Here is a 17,238-nt window from a genome sequence, read left to right as displayed (position 1 = left end):
GACGGATGTTTGCTGCCAGTCCGTGCGCCGAGCGTAGGAGCGCTGTCCCGCCCACGCGACAAACCGGCCGGGCGGGGCGGGCCTGGACGGTCGCCTGCTGAACGCCGGCATCGATTTCGACGCTCGGCCGCGTTAGGAGGCGAACCATGCCGCCTCCCTTCGAACGCCACGTCTTCGTCTGCACCAACCGCCGTCCGGACGGTCACCCCAAGGGGTGCTGCGCCACGAAGGGTGGGGAGGAGGTGCGGGCCGCCTTCAAGGAGGAACTCGACAAGCGCGGGCTCAAGCGCACCATGCGCGCCAACGCGGCGGGCTGCGTGGACACCTGCGCCTTCGGCGTCTCCGTGGTCGTCTACCCGGAGGGCACCTGGTACGGCGGCGTGAAGGTGGAGGACGTGCCCACCATCGTGGAGGAGCACCTGGTGCAGGGCCGCCCCGTGGAGCGTCTGCTGATGCCCTTCAACAAGAAGGCGGAGCGCTGAAGGCGGTTGCCCGCCTCGCGCCCCGCCTTGGGGTGACAGCGTTGAACCCTGGAGCTAGTCGCGGCGGTTGCCCAGCAGGCGCAGCAGCGACAGGAACAGGTTGATGAAGTCCAGGTAGAGGGTGAGCGCGCCCACGATGCTCACCGCGGTCGCGCTCTTGAAGCCCGCGCCCGCGTGGTAGTCACGCAGCTTCTGCACGTCGTAGGCGGTGAGGCCCGCGAACACGAGCACGCCCGCGCAGGCCATCACGAACGACACGGCGCTGCTCTGGATGAAGAAGTTCACCACGCCGGCGATGACGATGCCGATGAGCCCCATGAAGAGGAACGTGCCCCAGCTGCTCAGGTCCTTCTTCGTGACGGTGCCGTAGACGGCCATCGCGCCGTAGGTCGCGGCGGTGATGAAGAACACCTGGCCAATGGAGCTGGCCGTGTAGATGAGGAAGATGACCGACAGCGTCACGCCCGTGAGCGCCGCGTAGCCCGCGAACATGAGCGCGGCCACCGGGCCGGACAGCCGGGGCGCCAGGATGGACAGGCCGAACACCACGCCCAGCTGCACCAGGAACAGGGCCATCCGGTTCTGCACCGCCATGCGGAGCAGCGTCTCATTGGCCAGCGTCACCATGGCCATCACGCCGGTGAGCGCCAGGCCCGCGAACATCCAGCCGTGCACGCGCGACATGAACGCCCGCTGCGACTCCTGCACCAGGACGTCGTCCACCGAGCCTGCCTGCCCGCCCTGCCAGCCACCTGAAGATTCCCACGCCATGTGTTCCGTTTCCTTTCGGGCCGGGGGCCGCTTCAAGCCCCAGCCTCTCTTTAACGATGACCCCTGGAGGACGCCTTAAAGGGCCTTCCAGGCCAGCAAAAGCTTCGACGCGACTTCCGTCGTGATGAGCGGTAGCACACCGCCGCCGCCCACGATGTTGACGATCTCCGACATGGACCCACGGCACACCCCGCCCCACGCGGGCTGTTTCGCCAGCCCAACAGACGCGTACGCCGAGTAGTCCACGAAGAACGAAGCCGGCAGCACCTGGTTCGTCCCGCAGAGCAGGTGGTCCTCCGGCTGGGTGTCCACCACCTCCTGCACCACGAAGCCGCCGCCCTGCGTGTCCGTCGCGGCGCGCTCGCACAGCTGGGCCCACGTCTTGGACTCTCCGTAGGCGCCCTTCACACGCTCCTCGTAGGGCACGGTGCCCACGGAGCGGCCCAGGAACACGGCCTTGCCGCCGTAGTCCCACGCGCGCTTGAGCACGAACCGCGCGGGCTCCTCCACCACCCGCGCGACGATGTCCTCCACCTTCGCGCCGTCGGGGGCCACGCCGGGCCCGTGGCGGAAGGGGCGCGTCCACGGCACCGACTCGCGCACCGCCTCCAGCTCCTCCGGCGACAGGCCCGCGCGCTCCGCGAGCGACGCGTCCGTCAGCGCCTGCGACAGGAGCGCGAACGTCGTCTTCACCTCCACCTGCGAGGCGGGCGGGTTCAGGAACACGGCCTTCTTGCCCGGGACGACGGAGAGGAAGTCCTCCACCCAGGGGGCGGGGTTCTGCTCCAGCCGGCGCACGAAGAGGTGGCGGTACACCAGGTCGTACGCCTTGCCGTTCACCGTGAACGTGTCGTCGCCGGACACGTCCTCCGGGTGCACCACGTCCGCGTCCGCGCCGAACTCGCGGAAGCGCTCGCACAGCCAGCGCAGCTCCGTGATCTGCGCGTCGTTCTTGCGGCACAAGAGGGCCACGGTGTCCGGCATCTTCCCGTTGCGCTCGGCCGCGTAGCCGTCCAGCAGCGCGCGGTAGAGCGGCAGCGCGTTGCTGCCGTTGAGCGTGAGCAGCGCCGGCAGCGCCTTCTCCGGGTAGCGCACGTGCCGCGCCACGACCTCGATGAAGGTGCGCGCCGCGATGTCCGAATAGCCCTGCATGGCCGGGATGGTGGCGTTGACCTCCAGCGCCCAGGGCCGGCCGCCGGACACGAAGTAGTCCACGCGGGTGGTGGCCAGCTTGCGGCTCGCCTCCCAGGTGCCTTCCGCCAGGCGGCGCTCCAGCGGGGACAGCGCGCCCAGCAGCGTCTCCGCGTCCGGGCCGCCCAGGATGCCGCGCGCCATCTTCAGGGTGGCGGAGGCCAGCTTCGCGGACAGCAGCGCGCGGCGTTTGATCTCCTCGGCGTCCAGGATGACCGGCGTGGCGGTGATGGGGATGGGCTGGGTGCTGCCATCCGGCTTCGTCACCGCGAGGCCGCGCTGGTAGGCGGTCTTCGCCAGCTCCGGTCCGAAATAGTGTGCCTGCCTGCGCAGGACATCCATGAGCTCGTGCACGCGCGGAACCTACGACCGCAGGGGCGGGTGGGTCCACCACCCGCGACAGGCGTCCAGGCTCGCGGTGTCCGCCACCTCGCTTCCCGGCCCCCCTCCCGGCTTGCACCAGGAGGGGAGGTCGCTTAAAACAACTCAGTTGCTTTTTCCCACCGAGTGGACGTGAGCCGCCTCCGACGCCACCCCAGAACGCCTCGCTCCCTGCCGCGCCTCCTGGCGCTGCCGTGGGTGCTCGTGTGCGTGCTGGTGTATGTGGGCAGCGTGCTCCACTTCGCGCTCGTGCAGCACACCACGTGCCTGGAGCACGGGGACGTGATGCACGTGAGCGACGCGGCGTCCCACGACGGCCCGTTGGAGGAGGCGCTCTCCTTCGACGACGCGCGCGTGGCAAAGGCGCCGGTGTCGAAGGCCACGCCCCACGGTGGTGAAGCCCACTGCCACCATGCCTTCTTCCGCCGTGAGGTTCCGCCTCCGGCCGGGTCCGCGCCCGTCGTGGCCGCGGTCTCCACGCGCTCCAGCCCCGCGCTGGCGGTGTTCCGCTTCCACGCGGCGCCCGTCGCGCTGTTGAGGCTCGCGCCCAAGTCGTCGCCTCCGCGCGCCTAGTCTTCCGCCGCCGAAGCCCGCCGTCCCTGCCCCACGTGTGTTCGCGGGGTGGGGTGCGCCGTGGCCACCGGAGTCCAGGCCGTGGGCGTTCCTGTTCGCTGAACGGATCCGCCATACGCGCCCGGTCGCTCCGGCCACGCGCTTCGTGCCGCGGTCCCTCCTTCCAGTCCCGTCCGGGCTCGCGCCGCCACTCCGCTTGAGGAGCGGTGTGCGTGCGGCCCATGCGGCTGGAGTTCCCGCAGTCCCCCCATGTCCCTGGAGTCCCCATCATGAAGAAGAAGCTTCTGTCCGCCCTGCTGCTGTCCACCGCCCTCCTCGCCGCCGGTTGTGGCGGTGACGAAGAAGAGGAAGGCCACGCTGACGAGGAGGGCTGCGAGCACCTGCAGAAGGGCCCCGGCGCCGCCGTCACCGCCGCCGCCAGCGGCGTGGGCCCGGCCGTGAGCAACGACCACAAGCGCTACGACATCGCGCTGGTGGACGTCGCGGGAGGCAAGGGCGGCGCGGTGTCCTTCGCCGTCTCCGAGGCCACCGACTACGTCCTCTACACGAGCGCCACGGTGCCGGTGACGGTCACCAACGGCAGCGGCGCGACGGTGGCGTTCGAGGAGAGCGCCACCAGTTCCACGCTCTGCACGGACATCCAGGGCCGCTACGTCGTGCCGCTCACCGTGGGCACGCACACGCTGACCTTCGGACCTTCGACCCTCTCCTCCGTGTCGCTCGTCATCGAAGAAGCCGGCGAGCACGACCACGACCACGACTGACCCCCACCTTCACCGGAGTTCCCCATGGGTACCTTCCAGCAGTTCATCGACAGTCAGAAGATCTCCCCCGCGGTGCTGCTGCGCCGCTCCCAGCAGCTCGAGGCGCACACGGACGAGGACCGCACGCTCAAGCGCAAGCGCGCCACGCGCCGTCGTGACAAGGATCAGCAGCAGAAGCCCTACGCGGAGCTGGGCCTGGGCAAGCCGCGCAGCGGCCGGGGTCTGAGCGAGCAGCAGCTCACCGCCGCCCGCGAGGACAAGCCGTTGTCCCCGCGCGTGCGCGCCAAGCTGGTGCGCGCGGTCAACGCGCTGCTCACCAGGGCGGGCGCAACGGCCGTGGACGCGAAGGCGCTCTTTGGCGACGTGCCCGCACGCGTGGGTCCCACCGTGAAGAAGGCCGCTTCGTAGCGGAACGGGAGGCGCCCCATGTCCAAGGTCTCCGCTGGCGGTTCCAGTTCCCTGCTTCCCTGCGACGTGCGCCGCGACGGCGACCGTCTGTTCGACGTGGCCATGTGGTGCCTGGGCCAGGACGTGCGTTGCCCGGACGGCAACGTGCTGCTGCGGCGCGGCCTGGTGCGCGAGCCGCGTCCGCCGGGCGTGGAGGGACAGAGCGCGTACCAGGGGCAGCTCTTGGATGGGGGGCGCCTCACGCTGTGGGGTTTCGGCGCGCTGTGTGAGTCGTGCGGCGCCGCCATCTTCGTGCCGCGCGACGGCTTCGTGCCCCGGTGGGTGGAGGGCGCGCGAGGCAACGCGTTCCGCGTGGAGGACGTGGGTGTCCGGCGCGAAGTGGCCACCGGGCCGGAGCGCAGGGCGGCGCGGGCAGGGCTCGCGCGGCTGGCGGACTGGCTCGCCGAGTACGAGGCGTGGGTGGCCCATGACGTGGGCCTGGCCTGGCGGCGCGAGTGCCTGGCGGCGCGGCGCAAGGCGTCTCCCATCCCCGCGGAGGAGCTGTCCACCGCCTGGAAGCGGTTGGCCGTGCGCGTGCGCGCGACCGATGCAGCAGTGCAGCACCATGCCGCTCCGATGACCGGAGCGTGAGGAGGACACCATGCTGGCACGTCTGTTCAGAGCCGATGCCCCGTCGGTCCACTCCCACGTCGCGTGGGAGGACCTGCCGGATGAAGCCCTTCCCACGCCGCCGCTCCAGGACGGACTGGGAGATGCGCACCTGTCCGTGACGACACAGGTTCCCCTGGCGCAGGCGTACTTCAACCAGGGCCTGCGCCTCCTGCACCTGGGCTGGGCGCTGGAGGCCCGGCGCGCCTTCGCGGAGGCCGCGAGGCAGGATCCATCCCTCGGCATGGCGTGGTGGGGGCTCGCGCTCGCGCGAGGCGTGGGGCAGCGCTTCACCGCGGACCGGACGGAGGCCATCCGCAAGGCGCTGACGCTGGCGGAGGGCACCACCGACATGGAGCAGCGGCTGGTGGTCGCGGCCAGCCTCCTCGCGGACAAGGGCCCCGCCAACGGCCGGCACGCCTTCGTGCGCGAGATGGAATGCCTCATCGACCGCTATCCCCAGGAGCCCGAACCGCGCCTCTTGCTCGCGGGCTTCCTGCTGGACGGCTACGAATCCGACGGCCGCCCCGGTCAGGGACAGCCATACGCGCAGCTCCTGTTGCGCGACCTGTTGCGCACGCACCCGCGCCACGCGGGCGTGCACGTGGCGTGGGTGCAAGCGTGGCTGCCCAGCGCCCGGCCGGAGACGGCGCTGGAGAGCGCGGAGCTGCTTCCGTCGCTCGTGCCCTCGGGAAGTCCCGCGCTGCTCGCCGCCGGACGCCTGCTCCTGCGCATGGGCAAGGCCACGGACGCGAACCGCATCCTGGAGGCCGCGGTGACGGCGGACGACGCGTACGTCGCGCGTGAGTCGCTGCCCATCGAAGTCGCGCCGAGCGCCGACACCGCCCTGCGCCTGCTCAGCGAAGGCTGCATGGAGGTGGGGCAGTACCGGGGCGCGCAGGCCTGGGCCCGCAAGCTGCGGCAGCGCGTGGAGGCCGCGGGAGGCCAGCCACAAGCAGTCCTCTTCGCGGCCACCACGCTCGTCGCCGCGCACCTGCGCTTCGGCTTCAGCCGGGCAGCGGCGGAGGTCCCCATGGAGCTGGGGGCCACGGTCACCGTCGCGGAGGCCGGACTGCGCGACGCCGTGCGCCTGTACGCGCGAGGCGTCTGTGCCCTCGAAACGGGACGGCTGGGCGACGTGGAGCGCGCGTGCGGCACGCTGGATGCGCTGGTGATCACCCTGTCGGAAGCACCGCGCTCCGAGGGGCGGGCCCTGTGCCCTCGTGACGTGGCTCGCACGGTGGAGGTCGCCGCGCAGGAGCTGCGAGGCACGCTGGATGCGCGACGGGGCGACTGTGGCCGCGCGGAGGCCGCGCTCACGCGGGCGCTGCGCCTGGAGCGCCGCCTGCGCCCCGTGGGCCCCGCGCTCTTCTGCCGGCCGCCCCGGGAGACGCTGGCCCGCGTGCGCCTGCGCTCCGGCCGCGAGGAGAAGGCCCTGGAGCTGGCGCTGGAGCGGGCAGGGGAGCGGCCCGGTTGTGGCCACTGCATGCTGCTGGTCGCGGAGGCCCACGTCGCCTGCGAGTGCATGTCCGAGGCGGAGCACGACTTCGCCGTGGTGCTGGACCTGTGGCGCGACGCGGATCCGCACCTCCCAGGCCTGCAACGCGCGCGCGGCTTCGCGGCCCGGGGCCACCGGGGCCGCACGGCGCTCCGTCGGGTGCCGGACGTGGCCTCGGTGGACACCGCGCCCGTCCCCCAGGGTGGAGAAGCGCCCTGGACCGTTCATGGAGCCTGAGCCCGCACGCCGCCGCCGCTTGACGGACGCGCGGCGTTCGCGGCACGTGGGGGCATCCTCGACGAGCAGGTTCGTGCCGGGCGTCGATGCGGACGCCACGTTGAAGCCGTCCGTCACCGTCGCTGTCGTCGAGCCCCCGCCCGGGGTATCGATTCGCGCCCACGCCTTCACGATGGACTTCGGCGTGATGACGTTCGTCATGGCCACGCTGCTGTTGACGTCGGTGGGCATGGAGCCCAACGCCTGGAAGCCAATGTCCCCGGTGGTGGCGACGATGGCGTACGTTCGGGTGGACGCCGTGGCTGCGGTGCCGAGCCGGGCCAGCACACTCACACCCCCAGTGCTGCCCACGGCCTCGATGCCCCGGCCCGTGCCCATGCCGATGGCGGCCATGCCGTAACCGTTGGGGGCACCGCCGGTGCCGCGCACGCCCAGGCCGCTGGAGGCGCCGTTGGTGGCCGCCAGCCCGTCACCGCCTCCGGCGCCGGTGGCGATGGCGCCCACGCCGTTGGAGGCCCCGCCCGTCGCCTGCAGGCCGTAGCCACCGCTGGCCCCTTGCACCGTCACCGTCGGGTTGCCGTTGACGGTGCCCGTGAGGACGGTGGCGCCGGTGACGGCCATGGTGCTGCCCAGGGGAGGCGCCCGACACCGTGGCCGGACCGGTAATGGTGGCGGCGCCGTTGATGTAAGTGCCCGCGTCCGCACCCGTCTGCCAGCGCTGAATCTGCGTCGCGTCGACGGAGACGGCTGACGCCAGCGCTCGGCCGGTACAGCCCCGTGTCCGGTTCGACGTCGTAGGCAAGGCCCGGCGCCGCCAGCGTCCCGGAGTTGAGCTTCAGATGCGCCAGCATGGCCCCGCTGCCGCTGCGCGAGAGGCTGTCGGTCAGCTCCGTGGAGATGTCCCCAGGGTGCTGTTGGCCCACGTGCTGGAGATGGTGGTGCCGGGCACCACCGGGTTGCTCGTGGGCAGCGTGTACGTGCCGGAGGAGTTCCGGGACGTGTCCGCGGCGGGGTGAAGGAGACGGCGAGTCCGAGGGCGGCGTCGACGGCAACCGCGAGGACGAGGTGCTTGCTCATGCCCGGCAGCGTCTGGCCGGGTGTGGACTTCGTACGCTATGGGAAGTCGGTCATTCCCCGCGAGTCAGGGCCCCCATGGGCATGGTTTAGAGGGGGCCACGTCCCCTGGAGGGTGCCTCAGAGGTGAATCGTTTCGGGGACCGCTTCCTCTAACGGCGGCGCAGGCTTGCTCTCCGGGGTGGGGCAGATGACGCGCACCTCGGGGGGCTTGGGGCGCCCGAGAAGCCCGGTTTTGTCGATGAGGGTGGCGAGGGCAGTGATCAGGCCGACCGACACGCCCAGCATCGCAATCGTGATGGACCTCACGTGCTCGGAGCGTTTGTCCTTGCGTTCCTGGATACGCTCAAGCCTCGCCAAGGTGCTGTCCCGCTCCTCCTTGGTGTCTTTGACCGCCACATCCATGTCGGCGAGGCGCTCGCGCATCATCGCGAGGTGCGCCTTCATGTGCTCGTGATGCTCCGAACCATGAAACATGTGCGGAACGTCGCGGACCTTTTCCTCGAAGGCGTGGATCGCCTTGAGTTGCTTGCTGCGGATCTCCCGCTGGCCCTTGAGGTACTCCTCACTCGCCGCGAGCGACTGCTCCAACTGCGCCGTGAGCGACGCCGTGTCCTTTGGGCGGCGGACGAGCTTGAGGAACTTTTCGGCCCGCGTTGGGGCCTGCGGCGGAACGAGCGTAATGGCGTCCGGGGCTTTTACCGGCGTCTCCTCCGTGGGCTTCTCTTCGTTCTGGTCGGCCATCCGGTGCTGTAACCACGGGCCATCCCCCCACGCAAACGGGTTAGAACCGCCACCAAATTTCTCCCGTACATCCCCCATCCGGGGAGGTGGCGGGCTCCCAGGGCCTGCCGTAGGGTGCTGCCCTGTCCACGGCGCCACCACCGCGCGCCAGGGCGCGGGGGACTCCATGGCGAAATTCACGGTACGGCAGCGTCCAGATGCAACCCCTCTTGGAGAGGGCGTTGCCCGGTTTCCGGAGTACCCTCACGCGGAGGCTGCTCGCGCGACGTTGATGACGGGTCTCTACGCCAAGATGGGGGGTGACCACCCGGACGTCGCAGCGGCCATCAACGCAGGGCTCTTGGCAAAGCCTCAACTCACCCAGCAAATCGAGCAAGACCGCTCGAAGTGGGAATTTGTCTATACGCTCGGAGAGGCGACCGAGGACAAGAACGGTTCCTCTGTACGGTTCGCTGTCTTCGCCCAGCCGACGGGGCCTCTCCAGCGCCCGGGGAGCGGCGGATGAACATCGACCCTAGCCGTTGCGCCAAGTGCGAGAAAGAGTTCCCAACGCCCTTCCAGCCGGGGATGGCGATGGAGAACAGCACGCGCCATGACGTCACTGGGCCGGTGAAGAATCCGGCGACGGGTAAGGAGGAAGTGAAGGTCCTCTTCGTCTGTCAGCCCTGTCGCGTTGCCATCGGCGGCTGGCGCGAGTCCGAGAAGTTCGTGCAGGACTACTACGCGAAGCACTACGCCGGGCGAGGATGACGAAGCAATGTGGCCCGCTCCTACATTGGACGGGCCGCTACCCCACATGCCTCCACGAGGGGCGCGGACGATGCGGCTCTCTACTTCAGGTGCCACAGCGCCGCGATGACCTGCCACGCCAACGATGCGCACGCGACGATGAGCGCGGTTCTCGGCACCCACCGCGCGACTGGCCGATCGAGAAGTCCCTCTAACACGGCATGCTCGGCAATCAGGTCGTTCGTGAGTGCTCGCAGGCGTCGGAACTCCTTCACGTTGTCGTTGTAGGCGAAGACGTCCTCCTCCGCCAAACGGTCAGAAAGGTCCATCTCGTCAGCAGCGGTGATGATCTTCGGGATGAGCGCTTCGATTTCCTCAAGACGCGCTCCAACGACGGAACGGAGTTTCGCGCGGCGCTCCTCGTCCGCGTGCAATTTGTCGACTTCGTCCACGGGCCCCTCCTTACCGAGCCGATGAAGCCTATTCCACGTGCTTTCACGTGGAGCGCCAGCCGATGCGGCTCGCACCGGCTTCGGAGTTGGCCGCTCGCACGGCTACTTGAAGAGCGCCACGTATGTGCTGAGCAACAGCGACAGAAGCGAAATGCCGATGGCGGCCCGAGGTACCCAACTGTTGCGCTTCATCTCGGCGAACTGCCTGTCGTGACGCTGCGCGTCCTCCCTCCGTTTGATCTCCCAGACGAGAGAGGCTTCGTATCGCTCAAGGTTCTGCAACTCAGCTTGGACGCGGCGGCCGTCGCGCTCCATGAACTTCTTTGAGGCCGCCGAAAGCATGGTGCGGAGCTGCGGAATTATCACCTGTGTGACGTGATACCGGATCTCGGTGTCCATCGCTTCGAGTTGCTCGGGCGTCCTCCCATTGGCGAGGAACGTCGGGCGCATGTCCTCAACAACGGTGTCCACGACAGCAATCCAGGGCTCGTCAGGCGCTGGAAGCTTGACGCCAGGTTTCTTGCTGGTTCCCGCGCCGCCGGATTCGCTCATGGGCACCTATCCTATCTCGCCACTTCAGGTTCCCCGCTAAGCGTCCTCTGCCGCGCGCGAAAGCCCTTCCTGCCGCTTCTTCTTCTCCGGGGCGGCGATGGCTTCCTCGACGAGCCGCACAGCGACCTCATCAGGGGTGAGGCGCTCGCTGGCTGCAAGGGCGCGAACCGTGTCGGAGTGCTTGGCGAGGCAGGCGTACACGTTGAAGCCTAGCAGCATCGCCTTGGGGGCCCACTCAGTGGGCCCCCTGCGCTGCGCACGCAACTTACCCGCCCGCCCCTCCTACCATCGTCAGCAGTTCGTCCTGGACGGATTGGACGGGCGTCGCGAAGTGGCCGTACTTCTTCGACAGCCACTCCGCTCCGGCCGCAGTCACCATTGTCTGGCCGTAGGACTTCGCCGTGGTGCTGGACCTGTGGCGCGACGCGGATCCGCACTTGCCGGGCCTGCAACGCGCGCGAGGCTTCGCGGCCCAGCGGGGCCGGGGCCGCGCCGCGCTCCGGAAGGTGCCCGACGCACCGGTGGACACCGCGCCCGCACCCCGGGGCGGGGAATCGACCTGGACCGTTCACGGCGGCTGAGCGCGCATGCCGCCGCGCTTGACGCAGGCTCAGCCTTCACGTCACTAGGGGGCATCCTCCAAGGAGCCCCCCATGCCGTCGTCCCGCCTGAAGCCCGAGCAGGCCGCGCTGCTCGTCGTCGACATCCAGGAGCGCCTGTGCGCCGCGATGGACCGCGACGCCCTGGACCGCATGCTCGCGCGCACCGGCGCCGCGGTGGAGGGCGCGCGGGCCCTGGGCATTCCCGTCATCGTCACGGAGCAGTACCCGCAGGGGCTGGGCCGCACGCACTCGCTGCTCAAGCTGCGCCTGGGGGAGTTCAAGCCGCTGGAGAAGCTGGAGTTCTCCGCCGCCACGCCGGACGTCCTGTCCGTGCTGGGCGACCGCAAGCAGGTGCTGATCACCGGCATGGAGACGCACATCTGCGTCTTCCAGACGGCGCGCGACCTGGCGGACAGCGGCCGCGAGCCGTGCCTGCTCGCGGACGCCGTGCTGTCCCGAGCCGAGGAGGACCGCCGCGTGGGCCTGGAGCTGTGCCGCGACGCGGGCGCCCGCATCCTCACCGTGGAGGCGGCCCTGTTCGACATGCTGGGCCGCGCGGGCACCCCCGAGTTCAAGAAGGTGTCCGCCGCCGTCCGCTGATCAAGCCCTGCGCTTGAAGGGCACCTGCACCAGGCGGATGAGCATCATCAGCAGCACCAGGACCCCGGACAGGACGGTCTGCGAACCGCCCACCGGGAAGTCGTAGAAGTACGCGAACAGGTATCCGCCCGCGCCCGCGATGCCGCCCAGCACGGTCGCCGTGAAGAAGGTCCACGGCAGCCGCAGGTCCAGCACCAGCGCGGCGATGGCCGACAGCGTGGAGAACGCGAAGACGGGCAGGGCGCCCAGCGCCCGCGCGCACACGCCCACCATGATGCCGATGGACACCATCAACACCGTGTCCAGCAGCTTCACCGGCAGCCCCTGCACGGTGGCGCCCACGCGGTCGAAGCTCACGAAGGCGATGCCCCGGAACCACCACAGGTGCAGCACCATCAGCACCGCGCCGGCCACCGCCACCGCCTGGAGCTGATCCGGCGTCACCAGCACCGCGGTGCCAAAGAGGATGCCCTGGATGTCGTGCGCCTCCTGCGCGATGCGGTCACCCACCAGGATGGCCGCGCCGCCCGCGAAGGCGAACGCGCACCCCAGCAGGCTCTCGCGTGACAGCCGCAGCCGCGCCGGTTCAATCATCAGGAGCAGCGTGGCCGCGACGGACAGCACCACCGCGCCCACCAGCGGATCCACGTGCACGCCCAGGTGGATCTCCGCGAAGAAGGCCAGCGCCACGCCCAGGCCCGCGGTGTTCGTCACCGCGGCGCTGACGAACACCATGCGCCGCAGCACGACGTAGACGCTGAGGAAGCCCAGCACGCACCCGGCGATGAGCGCGCAGAGGATGGGGTCCCGGAACAGCTCCCAGCCGGCCTGGAACTGCTCCCACTTCGAGGGCTCAAGCAGGGTTGTTTCCACGGTGGGGTCCCTGGGGCGCGGTGTGGCAGTAGTCGTCGCCGTACTGGCGGCGGAAGGCCGGGTGGCAGAACACGGTGCGTGCATCGCCCATGACGAAGGTGCGGTGCTCGCGGTCCACGAAGAGGATGACGTCGGCGTGCTCGGCGGCGACGGACATGTCGTGGCTCACCACCACCACACCCAGGCCCCGGTCGTGCGCCAGCGCGCACAGCCGCAGCATCGTCTGCTTCTCCGCCACCGCGTCCATCGCCGCGGTGGGCTCATCCAGCAGGACGACGTCCGCCTCGGTGGCGATGACCCGCGCCAGCAGCGCGCGCTGCTTCTCGCCGCCGGACAGGTCGCGGAAGGGGCGCTTCGCGATGCCGCGCGCGCCCGCCGTGTCGAGCGCTGCCTCCACCTTTTGCCGGTCCGCCTTGCTGGGGAAGGGCCGCAGGAAGTTCCACCCGGACAGCCGCCCCCAGCTGGTCAGCTCCCGCGCGTGCACGGGCAACAGCGAGTCGATGGACGACATCTGCGGCACGTACGCGCTGCGGATGTTTGGCGACGCCAGGGTGATGCGGCCGGACACCGGGGGAATCAGCCCCAGCAGCGTCTTGAACCAGGTGCTCTTGCCGGAGCCGTTGCGGCCCACCACCGCCACGAACTGGCGGCGGCGCACCACCAGGTCCATGGGCGGCAGGATGTCCTTGCCCCCGTAGCCGATGACCAGTTGCTCGCACTTGAGCAGCGGCTCGCCCGGCTCCGGCGGCGGAGCGGCGCGGTGCCCCCGGTCCAGCTCCGTCTCGTGATCACCGTGAGCCACGGCTCACCTCCGCGGTGGGGCTCAAGCCGGCCACCTTCTCCAGCAGCGCGGCACGCACGGCCGCGTGCGCGGGATCATCCAGGTCGATCACGCCATCCGCGCCCGGCGGCACGGCGGACCAGTCCACCGCGTCGAAGAGGGCCGGCGTCAGCTCCAGCTTCAGGCCCAGCGTCACGCGCGGATCGTTCTCGCGGTCGGACGGCACGTCCAGGTCCCCGGTGAGCACCGCCACCGGTTTGGCCTCCGCGCCCATCATCGTCGCGGTGAACCGGAAGGGCAGGGCGCCCGTGAAGCGCGCCGGCACGCGGCCATCGCGCACGCTGCCCGTCATGCGCAGGCCGGTGACGGCCCAGCGCCCGCTCGACAGGGTCGTCTTGCCCAGCTCGCACGCGGGCTCGCAGGTGAGGCCGCGGGCTGCGGGCGCCAGCAGGTCCAGCTCCGCGTCCACGGGCAGGTTGGCCACCGTGACGGTGCTGCTGCCGCCACCACCGGCCAGCTCCGCCTCGATGTCCTCGTAGTCCACGAGCGCGCCGTCGTCGCCGTGGCAGTGCCCGTTGTGGCACAGCGAGTAGCCCGGCGGCGGCGAGGACGGATCAAACGTCGTGCTGCCACCGCCGCCCGCGCTGGCCAGCAGGTCGATGGTGCCCAGGCTCACCGTGCCCGTGTCCATGCGCAGCTGGAAGTCGGACGCGAGCGCCTGGTAGCCGTCGCCCGCGTCGCGGCGGGGCAGGGGCGAGTACGCGGCTTCGACGGAGGGCTCCAGCACCGCGAAGCTCTCGCCCGCGTCGAACGCGCACCCGGACAGCAGCGCGACAGGGAGCATCCAGGCGTTGGCTGAGATGCGGGAAGCAATACGCTTCATGGTGTCAGCTCCCCTTCCCGGCGAGGCCCTGCTCCAGCCGGGTCACCATCAGCTCCATGCGCTGCACGTACGTCTGGCCGCCGCGCGCATCGGTGCCTCCGGGCAGGGTGACGAGCGGCGCGGGGATCTTCGACGCGAGGAACCTCGCGTTGGTGTCCGCGTAGTAATCCTCCTTGAGGACCATCTTCGCCTTGTTCGTCCGGGCCAGCACCAGCACCTGCGCGACGTGGGACGCGGTGGGAGGGATGCCCGGCTTGGGCTCCAGGAAGGCGATCGTCTTGAAGCCCAGCCAGTTCTGCAGGTACGCCGTCGTGCGGTGGAACGCGACCACGGGCACGCCCTTGAGCGCCGCGAGCCGCTTCTCCCAGCCCTCCTGCGCCGCCTGCACCTCCTGCGTGAACTTCGCGAGGTTGGCCTTGTAGGTGGCCGCGTTCTTCGCATCCAGCTGCGCCATGCGCGCCTCGATGGCGGCGGCCACCTTCAGCGCCTGCCGCGGATCATAGAGATAGTGCGGGTTGCCGCCGGGGTGCACGTCGCCCTGGCTGCGGTCCACCGGCGCGGAAGGCACCTCCAGCAGGTCCACGGACCGCGACGCGTCCAGGTAGCCCGTGTTGCCCGTCAGGATGCGGTTGTTGCGCGCACCGGTCTGGAGATTCGGCAGCCAGCCAATCTCCAGGTCCAGGCCCGCGGCGATGAGCAGGTCCGCGCGGTTGAGCGCGAGCGCCAGGTTGGGCTTCGCGTCCACGAAGTGCGGATCCTGCGTGGGCAGCGCGAGCGCGATGACCTCCACCTTGTCTCCGCCCACGGCCTTGGCCAGCGCGGCCAGGTCCGGGAGGGTGGCGACGACCTTCAGGTCCGCGCGAGCGGGAACGGCGGTGAGGCTGATGACGGCGGCGCACAGGGCCGCGAACAGGCGAAGGGAACGCATGGAAGGGCTCCGGAAGATGAGGTCAGAACGCATGGGCACCGTGGGCGCCGGTCACGACTTCAAGGGCGAGGAAGGCCGAGTAGTCCGGCGACGCGCGCCAGCCCGCTCGGTCCGTGGCGGCCTGCAGGCGCAGGCGGGAGAACTCCGTGGGCCAGTACGTCAGCGACGCGGTGATGCGCTGGCGCTCGGCCGTCCACTCGGGGTCGAGCGGATCCGTCGCGACGCGGCCCTCCTGCGTCTTCGCGGCCGTGCCGAACTCGTAGCGCACGCCCGTGGCCCAGCGGTTGGAGAAGCGCCACACCGTCTGCGCGTAGCCGCCCCAGTCCGAGAGCACGTCCTCCGGCACCTGGCGGCGCCGGTAGAGCACCTCCGCCTGGAGCGTCACCTGCTGCGAGCTCGCGGACGTGATGGGCCGGAACTTCAGGTACACGTCCGTGCCGTAGATGCTGGTGTGGTTGCGGTAGCCCGTCGCGTTGGGGCCGGTGGCGGCGGACAGGCCCCACAACAGCGATATGTCGTCCGACAGCGGGAAGAACTGCTTCAGCGCGCCGGTGAGCTGGAAGTCCAATGGTGACAGCACGCGCTCGGCGTCCGCGCCGAAGAAACTGCGCGCGGTGGCCTCACCCACGGCGTCCGTGGCGCTGCCCACCACCTCCACGTACCAGGGCAGCGGCGTGAGCCACGAACCCTCCACGCCCAGGCCCCGGTTGCCCTCCGCGCCGAAGTAGCGGCTCATCACGAAGGGCTGGTCCACGAAGGCCCACGCGTGCGGGTGCGTGGCGTTGATGCGCCCGAAGCGGGTGAGGAACTGGCCCGCGCGCACCTGGAGGCTCGCGGGCAGGTCCAACGTGGTGACGTACGCCTCCTCGATTTCGACGCCGAACTGGCTGAAGACGATGTTGCTGTCGAAGCGGAAGTACGGGTCCACCACCGAGCCGATGGACAGCTCCAACTGCTGGAGGTTGAAGCCGTTCTTCGTCGGGTCGTGCGCGCCCTCCTGCAGGGGCTCCTTGCTGGAGAAGGCCGCCAGGGCCATGTCCAGGATGAAGCTCAGGTTGAGGAAGTTGGTGCCGCCGGAGATGGCGTTGGGCAGCTTGAGCGGCGTCACGCCGGAGTCGTTCGTCGCGGTGGGCGACGCCGGAGACGTGTCGCCGTTGGGACGCGCGCGCTCCTTCTCGTCCGCCGCCAGCGCCTTCTCGATTTCCTCCATCTCCTCCGGAGTCACCGCCGCCGGCGCGTCCTCGGCAGGGGCAGGGGATTCAGAGGACGGGGGGGACTGCTCCTGAGCCCACGCGGCGCTCGCGGACAGCTGCGCTGCGAGCACGACGGCGAGGGCGCGGGGATGCCTGCGCGGATGGGATGACACGGATGGTGGCTCCTCGAAACCGGCCGCCCGGGGAGCATGCGCGTGCGCACTCCGCGACGACCGTCGACCTGATGACCTGCTTCACGGACACGACACGCGGGAACTACGCGTGCGTGGGCGGTGAGGCCTTGGGAGCGATGTCGAGAACGGCGAGCGGCGCGAAGGAGCGGGGCGGCGCGGTGGCGGGGTGGTTGCTCTCCACGCACGCCGAGCCGTAGGCGACGTCCGCCCCCTGAAGGGCCTCCACCTGCGGGGCGGCCGTGAGCAGCGGGCACGTCTCGTGGTTGAGGCCCATCGCGTCCGCCACGGCGGGCGGGACGGACGCGATGACCGGGGCGCGCTCGGAGAAGCGGGACAGCGCCGGGTTCGTCCTCCGGGCGTCCTCCTCGAACGTCTGGTGCTGCGGACAGAACCGGTGCGCGTGCTGCTCCACGTGCAGCGCCAGACCCAGCGGCTGGGCACCCCAGAGCGCGACGAGCAGCATCGCGGTGAGGCGGGCAAGGGTGTGGGCGCGCGAGAGCATCAGAGGGTCCCGGCTGGCTTACTGTCGCCCCCCGGGAGTGTCAAGGCAGGCAGGATTACAAGGGAACGTTGTCTTCATTCCGGACGTCCCGCTTCACCGCATCGGTTAGGTTGGACGAGCACCCCACGTCACGCCGTTCGCGCCAGGAGTTCCGTCGCCCGTGCCAGCCTCCCGCCCC

22 protein-coding genes are annotated in these 17,238 nt (G+C 70.2%); 10 read left to right on the top strand and 12 right to left on the bottom strand.

All coding sequences use genetic code 11. The features are described 5' to 3' along the window. Positions 1-146: 146 nt before the first annotated feature. A complete protein-coding gene (locus D7X96_RS20390) occupies positions 147-482 on the top strand; it encodes a (2Fe-2S) ferredoxin domain-containing protein (RefSeq protein WP_120549327.1) in 336 nt (111 codons plus the stop codon). 54 nt (positions 483-536) lie between these two features. Here the strand turns inward: D7X96_RS20390 and D7X96_RS20385 are convergent, their stop codons facing one another. Both D7X96_RS20385 and D7X96_RS20380 read right to left on the bottom strand, forming a co-directional pair. Continuing rightward, positions 537-1,253: a Bax inhibitor-1/YccA family protein gene (locus tag D7X96_RS20385; protein ID WP_120549326.1), complete on the bottom strand. Its 717-nt coding sequence runs from the start codon at positions 1,251-1,253 to the stop codon at positions 537-539. A gap of 75 nt (positions 1,254-1,328) precedes the next feature. Further along, entirely contained in the window at positions 1,329-2,786 is a 1,458-nt protein-coding gene (locus tag D7X96_RS20380) for a hypothetical protein (protein WP_370450135.1), read from the bottom strand. Between the two features lie 171 nt (positions 2,787-2,957). On the opposite strand from D7X96_RS20380, the gene D7X96_RS20375 reads away from it, so the two are divergent. The 6 genes from D7X96_RS20375 to D7X96_RS20350 all read left to right on the top strand — a co-directional run bounded on the left by D7X96_RS20375 (position 2,958) and on the right by D7X96_RS20350 (position 7,353). Next, positions 2,958-3,398, top strand: a complete 441-nt coding sequence (locus D7X96_RS20375; RefSeq protein WP_167510864.1) for a hypothetical protein — start codon at positions 2,958-2,960, stop codon at positions 3,396-3,398. A 269-nt stretch (positions 3,399-3,667) separates the two neighbouring features. Continuing rightward, positions 3,668-4,162, top strand: a complete 495-nt coding sequence (locus D7X96_RS20370) for a hypothetical protein (RefSeq protein WP_121770500.1) — start codon at positions 3,668-3,670, stop codon at positions 4,160-4,162. A 24-nt stretch (positions 4,163-4,186) separates the two neighbouring features. Next, on the top strand, positions 4,187-4,570 hold the full coding sequence (locus D7X96_RS20365; protein ID WP_121770499.1) for a hypothetical protein: 384 nt from the start codon (positions 4,187-4,189) through the stop codon (positions 4,568-4,570). Positions 4,571-4,588: 18 nt separating this feature from the next. Continuing rightward, positions 4,589-5,200, top strand: a complete 612-nt coding sequence (locus tag D7X96_RS20360; RefSeq protein ID WP_121770498.1) for a hypothetical protein — start codon at positions 4,589-4,591, stop codon at positions 5,198-5,200. A gap of 10 nt (positions 5,201-5,210) precedes the next feature. After that, a complete protein-coding gene (locus D7X96_RS20355; protein WP_121770497.1) occupies positions 5,211-6,953 on the top strand; it encodes a hypothetical protein in 1,743 nt (580 codons plus the stop codon). Positions 6,954-7,026: 73 nt separating this feature from the next. Then, complete coding sequence (locus D7X96_RS20350; protein WP_147468356.1) at positions 7,027-7,353, top strand: hypothetical protein; 327 nt, start codon at positions 7,027-7,029, stop codon at positions 7,351-7,353. 794 nt (positions 7,354-8,147) lie between these two features. On the opposite strand, the gene D7X96_RS20345 is transcribed toward D7X96_RS20350, so the two are convergent. Next, positions 8,148-8,771 (bottom strand): hypothetical protein, encoded by a 624-nt coding sequence (locus D7X96_RS20345; RefSeq protein WP_121770495.1) that lies wholly within the window; start codon positions 8,769-8,771, stop codon positions 8,148-8,150. Between the two features lie 501 nt (positions 8,772-9,272). On the opposite strand from D7X96_RS20345, the gene D7X96_RS20335 reads away from it, so the two are divergent. Continuing rightward, on the top strand, positions 9,273-9,521 hold the full coding sequence (locus tag D7X96_RS20335; RefSeq protein ID WP_147468355.1) for a hypothetical protein: 249 nt from the start codon (positions 9,273-9,275) through the stop codon (positions 9,519-9,521). 80 nt (positions 9,522-9,601) lie between these two features. On the opposite strand, the gene D7X96_RS20330 is transcribed toward D7X96_RS20335, so the two are convergent. The 3 genes from D7X96_RS20330 to D7X96_RS40020 form a co-directional block, all read right to left on the bottom strand. Further along, complete coding sequence (locus D7X96_RS20330; protein WP_121770492.1) at positions 9,602-9,952, bottom strand: hypothetical protein; 351 nt, start codon at positions 9,950-9,952, stop codon at positions 9,602-9,604. A gap of 102 nt (positions 9,953-10,054) precedes the next feature. Further along, the gene (locus D7X96_RS20325; RefSeq protein ID WP_147468354.1) at positions 10,055-10,504 is read right to left on the bottom strand and encodes a hypothetical protein; all 450 of its coding nucleotides are present in this window, start codon (positions 10,502-10,504) and stop codon (positions 10,055-10,057) included. 36 nt (positions 10,505-10,540) lie between these two features. Continuing rightward, entirely contained in the window at positions 10,541-10,723 is a 183-nt protein-coding gene (locus D7X96_RS40020; protein WP_158626606.1) for a hypothetical protein, read from the bottom strand. 182 nt (positions 10,724-10,905) lie between these two features. On the opposite strand from D7X96_RS40020, the gene D7X96_RS20315 reads away from it, so the two are divergent. Continuing rightward, positions 10,906-11,085, top strand: coding sequence for a hypothetical protein (locus D7X96_RS20315; RefSeq protein WP_208647343.1), 180 nt, complete (start codon positions 10,906-10,908; stop codon positions 11,083-11,085). Between the two features lie 72 nt (positions 11,086-11,157). After that, complete coding sequence (locus D7X96_RS20310; protein WP_120549322.1) at positions 11,158-11,706, top strand: isochorismatase family protein; 549 nt, start codon at positions 11,158-11,160, stop codon at positions 11,704-11,706. Here the strand turns inward: D7X96_RS20310 and D7X96_RS20305 are convergent, their stop codons facing one another. The 6 genes from D7X96_RS20305 to D7X96_RS20280 form a co-directional block, all read right to left on the bottom strand. Continuing rightward, positions 11,707-12,579 carry a metal ABC transporter permease gene (locus tag D7X96_RS20305; protein ID WP_120549321.1) on the bottom strand — a complete coding sequence of 291 codons (873 nt, stop codon included), beginning with the start codon at positions 12,577-12,579 and terminating at the stop codon, positions 11,707-11,709. Continuing rightward, positions 12,560-13,381 carry a metal ABC transporter ATP-binding protein gene (locus D7X96_RS20300; RefSeq protein ID WP_370450134.1) on the bottom strand — a complete coding sequence of 274 codons (822 nt, stop codon included), beginning with the start codon at positions 13,379-13,381 and terminating at the stop codon, positions 12,560-12,562. Before D7X96_RS20300 ends, D7X96_RS20305 begins: the two co-directional genes overlap by 20 nt. Next, positions 13,368-14,243, bottom strand: coding sequence for a hypothetical protein (locus D7X96_RS20295; RefSeq protein WP_120549320.1), 876 nt, complete (start codon positions 14,241-14,243; stop codon positions 13,368-13,370). The genes D7X96_RS20300 and D7X96_RS20295 overlap by 14 nt, the downstream gene beginning before the upstream one ends. Positions 14,244-14,247: 4 nt before the next feature. After that, positions 14,248-15,171: a metal ABC transporter substrate-binding protein gene (locus tag D7X96_RS20290; protein ID WP_120549346.1), complete on the bottom strand. Its 924-nt coding sequence runs from the start codon at positions 15,169-15,171 to the stop codon at positions 14,248-14,250. Positions 15,172-15,193: 22 nt separating this feature from the next. Next, positions 15,194-16,537, bottom strand: coding sequence for a zinc-regulated TonB-dependent outer membrane receptor (locus D7X96_RS20285; protein ID WP_121770489.1), 1,344 nt, complete (start codon positions 16,535-16,537; stop codon positions 15,194-15,196). Between the two features lie 103 nt (positions 16,538-16,640). Then, complete coding sequence (locus tag D7X96_RS20280; RefSeq protein WP_120549318.1) at positions 16,641-17,060, bottom strand: hypothetical protein; 420 nt, start codon at positions 17,058-17,060, stop codon at positions 16,641-16,643. Positions 17,061-17,238 lie beyond the last annotated feature (178 nt).

Source organism: Corallococcus interemptor (assembly GCF_003668875.1).
GTDB lineage: Bacteria > Myxococcota > Myxococcia > Myxococcales > Myxococcaceae > Corallococcus > Corallococcus interemptor.
The sequence above is the reverse complement of the archived record's forward strand: the minus strand, read 5'-3'. Positions and strand labels throughout refer to the sequence as shown.